Source organism: uncultured Sphingomonas sp., assembly GCF_913778135.1.
Lineage (GTDB): Bacteria > Pseudomonadota > Alphaproteobacteria > Sphingomonadales > Sphingomonadaceae > Sphingomonas.
Genome location: NZ_CAJYVU010000156.1, coordinates 1 through 15,053, shown reverse-complemented (window position 1 = coordinate 15,053; position 15,053 = coordinate 1). Strand labels below are relative to the sequence as shown.

General features: G+C 67.1%; 14 protein-coding genes. 2 read left to right on the top strand and 12 right to left on the bottom strand.

Annotated features, from left to right (window positions below; translation table 11 throughout):
* Window positions 1-44: 44 nt before the first annotated feature.
* The 3 genes from QZ847_RS14260 to QZ847_RS14250 all read right to left on the bottom strand — a co-directional run bounded on the left by QZ847_RS14260 (window position 45) and on the right by QZ847_RS14250 (window position 4,298).
* Window positions 45-845: a Cof-type HAD-IIB family hydrolase gene (locus QZ847_RS14260; RefSeq protein ID WP_294357578.1), complete on the bottom strand. Its 801-nt coding sequence runs from the start codon at window positions 843-845 to the stop codon at window positions 45-47.
* Window positions 846-877: 32 nt separating this feature from the next.
* Entirely contained in the window at window positions 878-1,861 is a 984-nt protein-coding gene (gnd, locus tag QZ847_RS14255; RefSeq protein WP_294357576.1) for a phosphogluconate dehydrogenase (NAD(+)-dependent, decarboxylating), read from the bottom strand.
* A 91-nt stretch (window positions 1,862-1,952) separates the two neighbouring features.
* A complete protein-coding gene (locus QZ847_RS14250; protein ID WP_294357574.1) occupies window positions 1,953-4,298 on the bottom strand; it encodes a GH92 family glycosyl hydrolase in 2,346 nt (781 codons plus the stop codon).
* 115 nt (window positions 4,299-4,413) lie between these two features.
* Here QZ847_RS14250 and uvsE point away from each other — a divergent pair, with 115 nt between their 5' ends.
* Window positions 4,414-5,571: a UV DNA damage repair endonuclease UvsE gene (uvsE, locus tag QZ847_RS14245; protein WP_294357571.1), complete on the top strand. Its 1,158-nt coding sequence runs from the start codon at window positions 4,414-4,416 to the stop codon at window positions 5,569-5,571.
* A 42-nt stretch (window positions 5,572-5,613) separates the two neighbouring features.
* Here the strand turns inward: uvsE and QZ847_RS14240 are convergent, their stop codons facing one another.
* Genes QZ847_RS14240 through QZ847_RS14205 form a run of 8 tightly spaced genes read right to left on the bottom strand, consistent with a single transcriptional unit; the run spans window position 5,614 to window position 13,909 of the window.
* Entirely contained in the window at window positions 5,614-6,315 is a 702-nt protein-coding gene (locus QZ847_RS14240; RefSeq protein WP_294357567.1) for a hypothetical protein, read from the bottom strand.
* A gap of 58 nt (window positions 6,316-6,373) precedes the next feature.
* Complete coding sequence (locus tag QZ847_RS14235; protein ID WP_294357565.1) at window positions 6,374-7,357, bottom strand: UDP-glucuronic acid decarboxylase family protein; 984 nt, start codon at window positions 7,355-7,357, stop codon at window positions 6,374-6,376.
* A gap of 11 nt (window positions 7,358-7,368) precedes the next feature.
* Window positions 7,369-8,451 (bottom strand): glycosyltransferase, encoded by a 1,083-nt coding sequence (locus QZ847_RS14230; RefSeq protein ID WP_294357562.1) that lies wholly within the window; start codon window positions 8,449-8,451, stop codon window positions 7,369-7,371.
* Window positions 8,448-9,536, bottom strand: coding sequence for a glycosyltransferase (locus QZ847_RS14225; protein ID WP_294357559.1), 1,089 nt, complete (start codon window positions 9,534-9,536; stop codon window positions 8,448-8,450). The genes QZ847_RS14230 and QZ847_RS14225 overlap by 4 nt, the downstream gene beginning before the upstream one ends.
* On the bottom strand, window positions 9,533-10,642 hold the full coding sequence (locus QZ847_RS14220) for a glycosyltransferase (protein WP_294357519.1): 1,110 nt from the start codon (window positions 10,640-10,642) through the stop codon (window positions 9,533-9,535). The genes QZ847_RS14225 and QZ847_RS14220 overlap by 4 nt, the downstream gene beginning before the upstream one ends.
* Window positions 10,639-11,721, bottom strand: a complete 1,083-nt coding sequence (locus QZ847_RS14215; RefSeq protein ID WP_294357517.1) for a glycosyltransferase family 4 protein — start codon at window positions 11,719-11,721, stop codon at window positions 10,639-10,641. Before QZ847_RS14215 ends, QZ847_RS14220 begins: the two co-directional genes overlap by 4 nt.
* Window positions 11,718-12,761: an SDR family NAD(P)-dependent oxidoreductase gene (locus tag QZ847_RS14210; RefSeq protein ID WP_294357514.1), complete on the bottom strand. Its 1,044-nt coding sequence runs from the start codon at window positions 12,759-12,761 to the stop codon at window positions 11,718-11,720. Before QZ847_RS14210 ends, QZ847_RS14215 begins: the two co-directional genes overlap by 4 nt.
* 35 nt (window positions 12,762-12,796) lie before the next feature.
* Window positions 12,797-13,909 (bottom strand): NAD-dependent epimerase/dehydratase family protein, encoded by a 1,113-nt coding sequence (locus QZ847_RS14205; protein ID WP_294357511.1) that lies wholly within the window; start codon window positions 13,907-13,909, stop codon window positions 12,797-12,799.
* 195 nt (window positions 13,910-14,104) lie between these two features.
* On the opposite strand from QZ847_RS14205, the gene QZ847_RS14200 reads away from it, so the two are divergent.
* Window positions 14,105-14,689, top strand: coding sequence for a histidine phosphatase family protein (locus QZ847_RS14200; RefSeq protein WP_294357509.1), 585 nt, complete (start codon window positions 14,105-14,107; stop codon window positions 14,687-14,689).
* Here the strand turns inward: QZ847_RS14200 and QZ847_RS14195 are convergent.
* The coding region (locus tag QZ847_RS14195; protein WP_294357506.1) for a DUF6165 family protein at window positions 14,673-15,053 on the bottom strand (381 nt) is incomplete at its 5' end. The two genes, QZ847_RS14200 and QZ847_RS14195, sit on opposite strands and share 17 nt — an antisense overlap.

The window sequence follows — 15,053 nt, the reverse complement described above, 5'->3', positions numbered from 1 at the left end:
GCTCTCGGCAAGCGTTCCGTCGAGGTCGAAGGCGACGAGTTCTTTCACTTGGCATTCTCCGTGGAGGACAGGATGATCGTGTCGATGGCGTGCGCTACGCCATCCTCGTCGTTTGATCGAGTGACTTTGCTCGCCTGCGCCTTCACATCGTCGGGCGCGTTGCCCATCGCGATCGACAGTCCCGCGCGGGTCAGCATCGGCAGGTCGTTGTGCTGGTCGCCGATCACCGCCGTGTCCGCCAGCTCGACGCCGTTCGACCTGGCGAGCGCGGTGACACCGTCGCCCTTGTTTGCGGCAAGGGCGGTCACGTCGAGATAATAGGTCTGCGACTGCGCAATCGTCGCCTGCTCGCCGAATTTCTCGTGTGCACGTTCGTAGAGCGCGTGGAGGCGATCGGCGTCGTCGCTGACGAAGGTGATCTTGTCGGCGCGGTCGAGCAGATCGTCGAAGTCGGTGCGGATCGCTGGCTCCTGGTTAGAGCTGACGCGCTCGCTCTTGGTATGCGGGCCGTCGCCATCGGTCGCAAACCATTGGTCGTCGGCGAAGACCCAGGTGTCGACTTCCTCGTTCGCCGCCATCGCGATCACGCCGCGCGCCACCTGCTCGTCGATCGTGTGGCGGCTGACGATCGTGCCGTCGCGGCGAAAGATGACGCCGCCGTTGAACGCGCCCACGTCCTCGTCGAGCGCGAGCGGCTCGAGCAGCGGCTTGATCCCCGACATCGGCCGCGCGCTGATGACGGTAAAGGCGACGCCGGCATCGCGCAACCGCTTCACCGCCGCGATCGTGCCGTCGGTCAGTTTCTTGTCCCCGTCGACGAGCGTGCCGTCGACGTCGGATACCATCAATCTTACCGCCATTGAGCCCTCATCAGACATTACTGCGGCATCTCGACGTGCCCGCCGAAGCCGAACCGCATCGCGGAGAGCACCTTGTCACCGAAGGTATGGTCGACGCGGCTGCGATAGCGCGCGAACAACGCGGCGCTCAGCACATTGAGCGGCACCGCTTCCTCCATCGCGGCATCGATCGTCCAGCGGCCTTCGCCCGAATCGGCGACATGACCCGAGAAACCCTCGAGCTTGCCGTCCTTGGCGAGCGCGAGCGCCGTCAGGTCGAGCAGCCACGACGAGATCACGCTGCCGCGACGCCATACCTCGGCGATGTCGGTGAGATTGAGGTCATAGCGCTGATCCTCGGGCAGCTTCTCCGACGCCTTGCCCTTCAGCACGTCGAACCCCTCGGCATAGGCCTGCATCAACCCGTACTCGATCCCGTTATGGACCATCTTGACGAAGTGGCCCGCGCCCGCGGGTCCGGCGTGAATGTAGCCGTTTTCCGCGCGCGCGTCGGTTACGTCGCCGAGCCGACCCTTGGTCCGCTCGATCGTTCCCATGCCGGGTGCGAGCGTCGAGAAGATCGGGTCGAGCTGGCGGACGATCTCGTCGGGGCCGCCGATCATCATGCAATAGCCGCGTTCGCGACCCCAGACGCCGCCCGAAGTGCCGACATCGACGTAGTGGACGCCCTTCTCCGCCAGAACCCTCGCGCGCCGGATGTCATCCTTGTAGAAGGAATTGCCGCCGTCGATGACGATCTCGCCCTCGGCTGCATTCTCACAGATGCTGGTAATGACGCTCTCGGTGATTCCGCCCGCGGGCACCATCACCCACCACACGACCGGCGACCCCGCCTTGGCACGTGCGTCGTCAACCGAGGTGGCAGCCTCAGCGCCCGCCTCGACCAGCTTGGCGACCGCATCGGCATCTCGGTCGAAGGCGACGATCTCATGCCCCTTGTCCATCAACCGGCGCGCCATGTTGCCGCCCATCCGGCCAAGGCCGATCATCACCATCTTCATCGCGAAACGCTCCTGCTCGATGTCGCGGTAAATCGGCGGGATGGGGCAATGTTCCCGCCCTACCCCGCACCACGCGGCCGGATGCGGGCGCTCAGCGCTTGATCGAGGCGGAGAAGGGACGCGCGTGTTTGTCGGTCGCCCATTTGTAATTGGGCTCTGCCGACATGGCGAAGCGGAGTTCCCCGCCCGCCATGATCTCGGCGTGGGTCAGGTAGCTCCGTTCGAGCGGGCGCCCGTTGAGCGTGACGGCGCCGATGTACGGGCGCGACTGGCCGAAATTGTCGGCAACGACGGTGAAGCGCTTGCCGTTCGGCAGGTCGAGCGCGGCGCGGCGCACGAAGGGGCGGCCGATCGCATATTCGAGGCTGCCGGGCGTCACCGGATAGAAGCCGAACGCGGTGAAGACGAGCCACGCCGACATTTGACCCAGGTCATCGTTCCCCGCGAGCCCGTCCGACGTCGGCTTGTACTGCGAGTTGACGATCTGCGTCAGGCGGTACTGCGTTCGCCACGGTTGCCCTGCGTGATCGTAGAGATAGGCGACATGGTGGCTCGGCTCGTTGCCGTGGATATATTGACCGATCAGCCCGGCGATGTCCTCCGCGTGGGAGTAATCGAGCTTGGAATTATCGTAATCGAACATTTGGTCGAGCTTGGTAACGGCGGCCTGATCCCCGCCCATCGCCTCGAACAGCGCGGCCTGATCCTGCGGCACGAACCACGAATATTGCCAAGCATTCCCCTCGGTGTAGTCTGAGCCGTAGTTGATCGCCGTCGGGTCGAACGGTTCGCGGAACGTGCCGTCGGCCTTGCGCGCGCGAACGAAGCCAGTCTTGGGATCGAAGGTGTTGCGCCAGTAACCCCCGCGCGCGTCGAACCACGTCGCCACGTCGTCGCGCCCCATCGCGCGTGCCATCTGCGCGATCGTCCAATCGTCATAAGCGTATTCGACCGTCTTCGATGCCGCCTCAGGCTCGTGGTCGATCGGAATGTAGTGGAGCACCGGCAGGTCGGCGAGTCCGCCGTAGGGCGCGTAAGTCGCGCTCTTGATCATCGCGGCGAGCGCCTGCGTCGCGTCGAACCCGCGGATGCCCTTCAGATAGGCGTCGGCGATGACGGGCACCGAATGGTAGCCGATCATCGTCCAGGTCTCGCGCCCCTGGAACTGCCACACCGGCAGGATGCCGTCGGGGCTGACCTGCTGGCTGGCGATGAGCGAGCGGATGATCTCGGAATTGACCTCGGCCGGCTGGACTATCGTGAGGAGCGGATGCTCGGCGCGGAACGTGTCCCACAGCGAGAAGGTCGAGCGCTGGGTGTACCCTTCCGCGCGGTGCACCTGATTGTCGGGGCCGCGCCAGCGCCCGTCGACGTCGCTCGTCACCGATGGCGCGATCAGGCTGTGGTAGAGCGCGGTCATGACGTTCTTCCGCATCGACGCGTCGCCATCGACGTCGAGCACGCCGAGCGCCTGTTTCCACGCACCGGTGGTCGCCTTTCGCACCGCGTCGAAGCCGCCGCTCTCCGCCTTCAAGTTCGCAATCGCGCCATCCTCGTCGACCGACGAAATGGCGACGGTGACCTCGAGCGGTTTGTCGAGCTTGCCGAAATCAAGCCGCCCGACCAGCGCGCGTCCGCTCCGCTCCGCCAGCCGATCGCTGCCGCGCCCCGGCCCCTGGAACCCCTTGTAGGTCACGTCGGTCTCGGTGCTGACGAAGGCGTGACTGGTGATCGGGCGCGAGAAGCGCATCGCGAAGAACAACTGCCGGTCGGGCGCCCAGCCGCGTGTCTGACGGCTACCGGTGATCGTGCCGTCGGGGCGTAGGCGGATCGACGACCAGAGCGTCTTGCCCGGATAATTGTAGAGGCTCGATCGCAGGTCGAGGATCAGGTGTGCCTCGTCGCCGCTGCGAAAGGTGTAGCGATGGACGCCGACGCGGGTACCCGCGGTCAGCTCGGCGCGGACGTGCGCGTCGTCGAGCTGCACCGAGTAATAGCCGGGGGTCGCCTGCTCGCTCCGGTGCGAGAAACGCGAGCGATAGCCCGACCCCGGCTGCTTCGCGTCGCCCGGCTCCAGCTTCACGTCGGCGGCGGCGCCGGTCGCGGGCATCAGCAGGAAGTCGCCCAGATCGCTGTGCCCCGCGCCCGAGAAATGCGTGTGCGAGAAGCCCTGGATCGTCGGGTCCTCGTAGCGATAGCCTGCCGCGTGCGAATAGCAGTCGCGGATGACGCAAGTCGTGTCGGTGTCGGGCGACAGCTGCACCATGCCGAACGGCGCCACCGCGCCCGGAAAGGTGTGCCCCTCCCCGCCCGTGCCGATGAACGGGTCGACCGCGGCGAGCGGATCGGCCTCGCGCTGCGCCAGCACCGGCGTGGAGAGCGGTGTCGTCAGCGATAGCGCGAGAAGCGCGGACAGGCAGCGGCGAGCAAAGGTCATGGCGCCCTTGTGCCTCGCGCAACGCACGCGGGAAAGATGTCGCAGCGTCTGACAAGCGCGCAACATGCGGGCACGGCGGCGCGTTGGCTGGTTCAATCAGCACGAGTAATGCACGATGACCGACCCTGCCCGTCCAATGCGCCTCGGCTTTCCCGTCAAGGTGATGGGCAAGCCCGGCTTCAAGAGCAACGACACGCGGCGCTGGCAGAAAAACCCGCACCTGAAATGCTCGCTCGAGGAGGTGTCGAAAATCCTCGACTATCTCGCCAAGGAAAAGCTCGACATGTACCGGCTATCGTCGGACCTCGCGCCCTATGCGACGCACCCCGACATGCCGCAGTTCCACAACATGGTGGCGGAGAGCGACGCCGAGCTGGCCGCCTTCGGCAAGAAAGCGCGCGAGTTCGACATCCGGCTGTCGTTCCATCCGTCGCAATACGTGCTGCTCAACAGCCCCGACGCGGCGCTGACGGAGAAGAGCATCTGGGATCTGTCGAGCCAGGCGGAAATGCTCGACCGCATGGGGTTGGACGACGAGGCGGTGATGATCACCCACGTCGGCGGCGTCTACGACGACCATGACGCAAGTCGCGCGCGCTGGATCGAGGGGTGGGAGAAATGCCCCGAGCACGTGCAGCGCCGGCTGGTGCTGGAGAACGACGACATCCGCTTCTCGGCCGCTGATGCCTTGTGGATTCACGAGCGGACCGGCGTGCGCCTCGTGTTCGACTACCAGCATTTCTGGTGTCTGAACCCCCAGCGGCTCGACATGCGCCAGACGTTCGAGAAGTTCCTGGCCACCTGGCCCGAGGGCGTGCGCCCGAAGATGCACTTCTCGTCGCCCCGCACCGAAATGCGCGAGGTGAAGCAGAAGATCACCGCGAAACAGCGCGCCAGCGGCAAGACGACGAAGAAGGGCGAACTGACCAAGGCGCCGGTAAAGGCGAATGCGCGCGTAAAGACCGTACTGCGCCCGCCGATCTGGACCGGCCACGCCGACTTCACCAACCCGTTCGAGTTCGCGACCTTTATGCGGATGGCCGAGGGGCTCGTCTTCGACGTAATGATGGAGGGTAAGTCGAAGGATGTCAGCCTACTGAAGCTGCGCCCCGACCTGCTCCGCTTCGCCCCCGACGTGGCGGCGCGGTTCGGCATCTATCCTGAGGATGCAGCCGAACTGGCGGCCGATGAGGCTGAACTCGACGGCGGCGTCGATGCGGACGAGACGCCGGACGTGGACGAGGGCGACGCGATGCTTGAGGCGGCTGAGTAAGCCGTCGCCTGACGGCACCGGCGTGCCGCGCCACCCGTCGGTTCATTCCGGTTTGACGGTTCGGGTCACCTTCCCCGCGGAATCGAGGAAATCGATCGAGGCGGCGCCGTCTTCGGCCACGCGTAAGACCAGCCTGCGACGACCCTGCCCGTCGCGTAGGACGAGTTGCGACGAGCGATCGCTTGCCCGGCCGGCGAACAGCCGCTGGGTGCCGCCGACGTTGGCCGCGCGGTATGCCGCGTCCTGCTGCGCCGCTGGCGCAAGGCGCGCGCGGTCCACCCCCTCAAAGTCGAGGCGCGCATCCGGCTGATCATTGACCTTGATCCCGGCCGAACGCTCCTGCCCTTCCTCGAAGCCGAACAACTGGACGACCTGATCCTGATGGTAACGATCGAACGTCAGGCTTCCGCCGCTTGACGCCTTTCCATTCGCATCGCGCCCGGCAAAGATGAGGCCGCCGTTCTCCGTGCCCTCGTCGTTGAAGAACAACATGCCCGCCATGCGCCGGTCGGGACGCGGCCACTCGCGCCCCTTGGCGATGAAGCCCGGCGCCTGCGCGGCACTCGCGATCGTCATGCGCAGCGTGCCGTCAGGCTCGCGCACGTTGATCCGCCCAACGTCGATCGTATCGAAACGCGCCTGCCGCGTCGTGGGTGCCGCAGCGGTCAAGCCGATCCACGCAATCACGCCCGTGAGCACCCCGGCATAGACGATCAAAGCGCGGCCGGCGTCGAATTGCATCATCTTTCTCCCCATCGATGCTTGACCTACATCAAGCATGTCGACCGGGAAAGCGACGGCGCTACTCCGCTGCTTCGCGCACGCTTATCTCCGCGCCGACTTCCTCCGCGAACCACTCCGCGGTCATCGGCAGCCCTTCACTCAACGGCACGCGCGGCGACCAGTCGAGCACATCGCGCGCGCGGCTGATGTCAGGGCGACGGCGACGGGGATCGTCCTGCGGCAGCGGCGTGTTCACGACCTTGCCCGCGTTCGGCACCAGTTCCAGCACCATGCCGAGCAGCTCGTTGATGGTGAACTCGTCCGGGTTGCCGATGTTGACCGGCTCCGACCCGTCGATGTCGCTTTCCATCAGCGCCATCAATCCGCGCACCATGTCGGAGACGTAGCAGAAGCTGCGCGTCTGCGTGCCGTCGCCGTGGACGGTGATGTCGCGCCCGGTCAGCGCCTGGCAGATCAGGTTCGACACAACGCGCCCGTCGTCGGGATGCATGTGCGGGCCGTAGGTGTTGAAGATGCGCGCGACCCGCACCTCCGCGCGTCCCATCCGCGCGAAGTCGAACGTCATCGCTTCCGCCGCGCGCTTGCCCTCGTCGTAGCAGGCGCGAGGACCCGTGCAGCTGACCCAACCGCGATAGCCCTCGACCTGCGGGTGTACTTCCGGATCGCCGTAGACCTCGCTGGTGGAGGTCAGCAGGAAGCGCGCGCCGGTCTTCTCCGCCAGGCGCAGCAGGTGATTGGTCCCGACGACGTTGGTCAGCATCGTGTGTTCGGGGTCTGCCTGGTACTGCGGCGGCGAGGCGGCGCAGGCGCAATTGTAGATGCGCGTCAAGTTGGGCGCCTCCGTCACGCTGGCGGGCAGCGCGTTGACGATGTCGGCCTCGACGAAGGTGAAGTTGGGCAGGTCCTCGAGCAACTTGAGGTTCGAGGGCCGTGCGGTCTGCAGATTGTCGAGGCAGATGACGCGATGCCCGGCGTCGCTCAGCGCGCGGCACAGATGCGATCCGATGAAGCCGGCGCCGCCGGCGACCAGGATAGTGTCCATGTTCTTCTCCATCATGCCGTGACGCGCGCGCGGTCGCGCGCGTGCTCGGCGGCTTCATTCAAGTGGCGCTCGAGCTCTGCGGCCCGGTGCGCGGCGGTATGTTCGGCGAGCACGCGCTGTCGCCCCGCCAGTCCGATCTGTTCGAGGTCGCGGCGACCAAGCGCGGCGAGCATGTCGGCGCAGGTATCGACCAGCAGGATCTCGCGACCGTCACCCAGCAGCTCGGTCAACCCGTCCCAGCGATCGGAGATGATCGGCGTCCCGCACGCCGCTGCCTCGAAGATGCGCACCGAGGGCGACCAGCCGGCGGCGATCATGTCCGCCCGCGTCACGTTCAGCGTCGCGCGGCTGGCGCCGTAGAAGGCGGCATGCTGGGCCGGGGGCAGATGCTCGATCCGCTCGACATTGTCGGGCCACTGGATCGTGTCGGGGTATTGCGGCCCCGCGACCGCGAAGCGACGGTTGGGCGCGGCGCGGGCGACGTATAGCAGCAGCCGCTCGAGCGTCGGCTGGCGATCGTCGCTGTAGGTGCCGAGATAGGTCAGGTCCCACTTCTTCGGCATGTCGAGGGGCACGTACGCTTCGGCGTCGACCGAGCAGTAGAGCGCGCGCGCCATTGGCGAACCGTAGTGATCTTCCAGGTGGCGCAGCGTCGGACCGCCGGTGAACGACAGATAGACGTCATAATCGGGGATGATCTCGGGCGAGAGATATTCGAAATCGCCCCGCGCGAGCTTGGCAAGCGTGACCGGGGTATCGATGTCGTAGAAGGCGGTGGTGCCCCGCGCCCACTCCTGCACCAGCCTCCCGACCGCGACGCCATCGGGCACGTAGCTGCCGACGATCACCGCGTCCGCCGCGGTAATTTCCTCGCGCCAACGGCCAAGGTGATCGAGGTCGCGGTAATAATCGAGCCGACACCAATCGGGGTCGACCAGATCTCGGTGCGCGCCGGCGTACCACGGCACCTCGCGTTCAAGGAACACGACCTCGTGCCCGCGCGCGGCATAGGCCTTCAACAACGCGCGGAAGGTGGTGGCGTGGCCGTTGCCCCACGACGAGCCGAGGCTGAGGCCGAGGACGACGAGCTTCATGCCGGCGTCACCTCGCGCGCCGCATGAGCCTTGAACAAAGCGTCGACCTGCTCGCCGCGCAGATCATAGGTGTGTTCGGCGAGCACGCGTTTGAGCGCCGCCTGCCCGATCGCCGCCGCACGCTCGGTGGTGAGCGCGGACAGGTGGTCGGCCACGTCCTGCCCGTCACGCGCGACCAGCACTTCCTCGTCGGGTTTGAGGAACAGCTCGATCCCCTCCCACGCGTCGGTAATGAGGCAGGCGGCGGCGCCCGCGGCCTCGAACACGCGAGTGGCGGGGGAGAAGCCGATGTGCGCCATCGAATCGCGCGCGACGTTCAGCACCGCCCGCGGCGTGCAGTTGAACGCGTTATGCTCGGCGGTGAAAACGTGGCCGCGGTGGCGGACGTTGCCGGGCATCGCCTTCGTCTCCCAGCCGTTGCCGCCGATCAGGAACTGCTGGTCGGCGAGGAGCGCGGCGGGGCGCAGGAAGAACTCCTCCACGCGTGCCTCGCGATCGGGCAGGCGATTGCCGAGGAACGCGAGGTCGCAGGCGAACCGCGGGTCCGCCTCGACCGGATGATGCGTCTGCGGATCGAGCGCATTGTAGACCGGCACGCAGTCCTTCGCACCGAAGCCGGTGTAAGCGTCGACGACGGGCGCGCCGCCGCCGTAGGTCAGCACCATGTCGAGCCCCGGCAGCGCCGCGCGCACCGGGTGGCCGGCATCGGCACGCATCTCGTCGAGCGTCGCGGCGGCGTCGACGTCCCAGAAGATCTTGAGCGCGTGCGGGTTTGCGTTGGCGATCACGCCTTCGAGTAGTTCGGCATCGAACACACCGACGCCGTTCGCTTTGACGACGATGTCGGCTCCCGCGGCTTCGGCGAGCACGCCGCGCATCGCGTCGACGGTGGCCGGATAGACGACGACCTTGGCATATTCCGGCGGATCGATGTCGCGGTGCTGCTGGCGGTCGAACGCGTCGGGTTCGTAGAAGGTTATGTCGTAGCCGCGCTCACCCAGCGCGCGCAGGATGCCACGGTAATAGGTCGCAGCACCATTCCAGTAGGACGACAACAGGCTCGACCCGTAGAAAGCGATCTTCATGCGGCAACTCCCACGCGGGTGTCGGTGCCCAGCGTGTCCAGAATGGTCGTCAGTTCGTCGACGCGGTGCGCGCAGGTGTGACGAGTGCGGATCGTCTCTAGCCCCGAGGCGATCAGCGAGGCGCGCAAGGATGCGTCGTCGCGGATTTGGCGCAGCACGTCCGTCATCTGCTCGCCGTCAGTGGCGTAGAGGAAGTCCTGCCCCGGGCGGAACAGCCCTTCCGCATCGTCCCACGGCGCGCTGGCGAGCGGGATGCCGCAGGCGAGCGCCTCGAACACGCGGATCGTCGGAATGCCGGGCAGGATCGTGCGGTAATAATTGCGCGGCACGTGGACGGTGGCGAGCGCGCGGGCGAAGATCTCGGGCGCGCGCGCGTTGGGCGCCCAGCCGTGGTAGCCGGCACCGTAGCGGGCCAGCATCGCGCGCGCCTCGTCCGGATAGCGCACGCCGTAGATGTCGAGCGGCAGCGCGGCGGCCTGCGCGGGACGGAGCAGATATTCCTCGATCTCGCGCGTCCGCTCGCCATCACCCCAATTGCCGATCCACACCACGCTTTCACGGGTCTCGCTGTCCAGCGGCTTGAAACGGCGTGTGTCGGCGGCCTCGTGCCAGGTCCAGACGCGCTTGCCCCAGCCGCGTGCGCGGTATTGCTCCGACAGCGTCTCGCCGAACGCCAGAACGCCGTCGTAGCCCGAGAGGTCGTACGCATCCATCTCGTGCGGCAGACTGACGATGCGGTGATGCGTGTCGTGGAACAGCAATGTCCACGGCGCGCCGCCTTTGCGCAAACGACCAACCTCGGCGACCAGATCGTGCGCGTTCCACTCGTGCACGATGACGAGGTCGGCGCCGTCGACCATCGCCGCCACATCGTCGCCGGGGGTGTAAGTGGCGGACGTGAGCTCGGGATAGGCGGCGCGATACGGCGCGAGCGCGTCATCGCCGCCATCGGCGACGAGGTTCTGCAAGCTCCAGCTGTCCGCCGGCTCATAGGCCTGCACGTCGTGACCGCGCGCGATCAATTCGGAGAGCACGCCGCGGACGAAATGCGCGTTGCCGTGGTTCCAGCACGAGGCGAGGCTGTGCGTGAAGTAGACGATCCTCATGCCGCCGCCCGCTTCTGCGGCGCGCACGCGCGTGCGTAAATCGCCGCCATGCCGCGCGCGTTGGCGGCGGGCGTGTAGCGCGCGGCGCGAACGCGGGCGCGCTCGCCGGCCTCGTGGCGTCCGACCGGGTCGGCGGCGAGCGCTTCGATCGCGAGCGCGAAACCGGCGTCGTCTCCCATACTCACGAAACGCGCCGCGCCGTCCCACAATTCGCGGAAAGTCGGAATATCGGACAGCACCAATGCGCAGCCCGCCGACGCGGCCTCGAGCACCGCGAGCCCAAACGGTTCGTAGCGCGCCGCCGAGGCGAAGATCGGACGCGTGGCGAGCCGGGCGGCGACATCGCCGTCTGACAACATGCCGAGCGTATGGAGATGCGCGAACGCGACCCGCTCGCCGTTTGGCCCCGAGAGCGGTCCGGCTGCCTCGAATGGCAGCGCCACCTGCGCAGCGGCACGATCGAGCGTCGCCACGTCCTTGCCGCGATCCCACAGCCGGCCGGCGGTGAACACGGTGCCGGCGAGTGCACCCGCGCTCGCCACCGCAGTGCGGCCGTTATGAACCACGCGCGGGCGGCGCGGCAGCGCGTAGAGACGTGCGAGCGTGTCGGCGAGCGCGTCCGACGGGCACACCGCCACGTCGGCGCGCGCGAGACCATCGCCGGTCAGCGCCGCCTGCCACGCGAGATCGACGGGCAGCGGTCCGTGCTCGACCGCGTCCCACCATGACGCGACGCAAGAATGCGCGACTGCGACGACCGGCATCGCATAATCGGCGAGCGCAAAGGCGGGCTGGTTCACCTGCACCACGTCGGCACCGTGCAGCGCGGCGATTCTCGCCAGCGCATCGCCGGTGCGCCGCACCTCGGTTGCATCACGCGCGAGCCAGTCGAGCGGCAGCCCTGTTTCGGTCACGCCGATGCCGAGCGCCTCCGCACGATCACGCTGCGCCGTCGACAGCGTAGGACCGAGTACCGCCAGATGCGCCTCGACACCCAGTGGGCGCAGCGCGGCGGCGAGTTCGAGCGCGTATTGCCACACGCCGCCGACCGCGTCGGCCGTCATCAGCAAACGCGTCACGCAGCAGCCTCTACGGGTGCCGTCGCATGTTCGGCGCTCAGCCAGTTGGCGAGCCGCGCGACGCCGTCGCGCCAGTCGACGCGGCGCTCGAGTCCGAGCGCTTCCTCCGCCGCACGCGTGTCGGCGACAAAGTAACGCTGGTCGCCCGCGCGCCAGTCGTCGTGGCGCACGTCGACGGTGCGTCCGGTCACCTCGGCGATGTGGTCGAGCAGGACGCGCAAGCTGACCGCATTGTCGGGCCCGCCGCCCAGGTTGAACGCGCGGCCCTTGACCTCGTCGATCCGCGCCCAGGCGGCGAGATAGGCGTCGACCGCGTCCGACACGTCGAGGATATCGCGCACCTGGCAACCGTCGCCGTAGAGCGTAATCGGGCGGCCCTCGAGTGCACTGATCAGGAAATGCGCCACCCAGCCCTGATCCTCGGTGCCCATCTGGCGCTGGCCGTAGATGCAGCTCATCCGCATCACCGCGGACCTGAGGCCGTAGCTGCGCGCATAGTCGAGCACATACTGGTCGGCCGCCCCCTTCGACACGCCGTAGGGCGTGTGGAAATCGAGCGGCCGCGCCTCCGAGATCCCGTGCGCGCGCACGTTGGCATCCACCGGCACGTAGCGGTCGCCCTCCAGCGCGAAATCGAGATCCGTCAGGTCGCCATAGACCTTGTTGGTCGACGCGAAGATCACCGGAGCCTCGGGTGCGTGATGGCGCACCGCCTCCAGCACGTTGAGCGTGCCCGCGATGTTGGTCGCGAAATCGTCCATCGGGTCGGCGAGGCTGGTGGTGACCGCCACCTGCGCGGCGAAGTGGAACACCGCCGACGCGCCCTTCACCGCCTCCGTGACCCGCTCCGCGTCGCGCACATCGGCCTCGATGAAGCGGACGCGATTGCCGTGGCGGCTGCGCAGCCAGTCGAGGTTGCGGCGCACGCCCGCGCGCGCGAGCGCGTCGTACACGATCACGTCGCGCCCGCTCTCCGCCAGCCGCCACGCGAGATTGGCACCGATGAACCCCGCGCCGCCGGTGACGAGGACCGGCCCCACTCCTGTCTCGCTCGCGCCAGCCGCCCCCCCGGACGTCACGCGACCAGCCCGCGCTTGTCGAGTTCGGCGCGCATTTTCTCTACCTTGTCCTCGGCGGTCTGCTGCGCGACCCACTCGGCGAGCACGGCGAGCCCCGCCTGAAAGTCCTGGGTCGCCTCAAAGCCGAGCTGCTCCTTGGCGAGCGTGGTGTCGCAGAAGCAGTGGCGGATGTCGCCGATCCGCGCCTTGCCGACGACCTGCGGCGAGATGTCGTTCTTGCCCATCGCCTGCGCCAGTTCGGTCGCGACCTCGCGAACCGAGCGGTGGTGGCCCGAACCGATGTTGAACGTGCCGCCCGCTGCTTGCGGCAGCGTCAGCGCGTCGGCGAAGGCGCGCGCCACGTCGCAGACGTGAACGAAATCGCGCCGCTGCTCGCCATCCTCGAAGATCATCGGCTGCTGACCGTTGAGCAGCCGCGAGGCGAAGATCGCGAGCACGCCGGTGTACGGATTCGATAGCGACTGTCCGGGCCCGTAGACGTTGAACAGCCGCAGGCAGACGCCCTCCATGCCGTAGGGCGCGGCCATGATGTGGGTGGTGCGCTCCTGCACATATTTGTTGAGCGCGTAGATCGACGACAGATTGGGTCGCTTCCACTCGGGCGTCGCGACCGCTTTCAGCGGGCGACCCTGCGCGTCAACCGGCTCCCAGTTGGTCAGGCCGTCGCGCAGGCCTTTGCGCTCCGCATCTTGCACCAGCTTGCCGTCGGCGTCGCGGTACAATCCCTCGCCGTAGATCGACATCGACGAGGCGGTGACGACGCGACGCACCGGCTGGTCGATCAGCTTCTCGAACAGCACCGCGGTGCCGACGTCGTTGGTCGAGGTATAGCGCTCGACCTCGTACATCGACTGCCCGACGCCGACCTCTGCCGCTAGGTGGACGACGCTGTCGACGCCTTTGAGTGCTTTCGCCACCACGTCACCGTTGCGCACGTCGCCGCGGATCAGCTCGACCTCGTCGCTGAGGAGCGGCGGGCGTTCAACATCGCCGTGAACCTGCTCGATCAGGCTGTCGAGCACGCGCACCTTGTTGCCACGCGCGAGCAGTTCGTCCGCGACAAAGCGCCCGATAAACCCCGCGCCCCCCGTGATCAGCACCGTTTCCATATATTCTCCCACCCCGGTCAGCGTCGGTGGGCGGGAACGACATTGATCTGGATCAACGACACAGCACGGCCACCAACGCCATACGGGTAGAAGAACATCTTCTACTTAGCTTGGTTCCAACAAATTGTTGCGCGGCCGCAACTTTTTTCCTCGATCGTGGTTGCGGGCGGCTCGCCGCTAACCGACGAAGGCGTCATGACCCGCACGATATTGCTCGCCCGCCACGGAGTCCACGTCGAGGTCGGTCACATCCTGAGCGGTCGTTCGGAGATCGCACTGAGCGACGAAGGGCATGTGCAGGCCGAGCGGTTGGCGACGTGGCTCGACCGCACACCGATCGCTTCGATCCACACCAGCCCGCGAGCCCGGACGCGACAAACCGCTGAGCCGGTAGCGCATCGACGCGGCCTGTTGCCGCTAATCGCTCCGGCACTCGACGAAATCGACTTCGGCACCTTCACCGGACAGTCGTTCGCGGCGCTAGGTGACGATTCTCGGTGGGCGAAGTGGAACGCCGAACGCGACACCGCGCGCTGCCCCGACGGCGAGACGATGGCGCAGGCGGTCGAGCGCGCGTGGCGCTACATCCACGCGCTCCCGGCCGGCGACGCACCCGCGCTATGCGTTACCCACTGCGACGTGATCCGCGGTCTGGTCGCACGCCATTTCGGCCTGCCCTTCACCGCCATCTACGGCTTCGACTGCGATCCGGGCTCGGTCACGACGCTGGAGCTGAGCGATACGGGGACGCGGCTGGTTGCGCTCAACGAGCGGCCATGAACATCGGCACCTGCTGCACGGCGGCGGGTACCGCGCGCATGTCGGCGTAGCTCTTTTCCTCGATCAGTTCGGAGCCGAGCTGCAGGTTGATCGCGCGCTTGATCGCGGCGCGCTCGTCGTTCTTGTGGTAGACGGCGCGGGCGAGCTGGACGAACTCGGTGCCGAACGTGCCCGCTGCCTCCTGCTCGCGGATCGCGTCCTCGATCTCCCACAAATCCTCGTTTACTGCCTTGAGCGTCGCGTAGAGCGGCATGATGCCGTCGCTGCGCAGCGCCATGTTGCCGAACTCGCTCAGCAGCCGATGCTCGTTCGCGACGTTGGCGCGTGCGTCGGCACGGACGATCCGCTCGCGCTTGATCTCGAG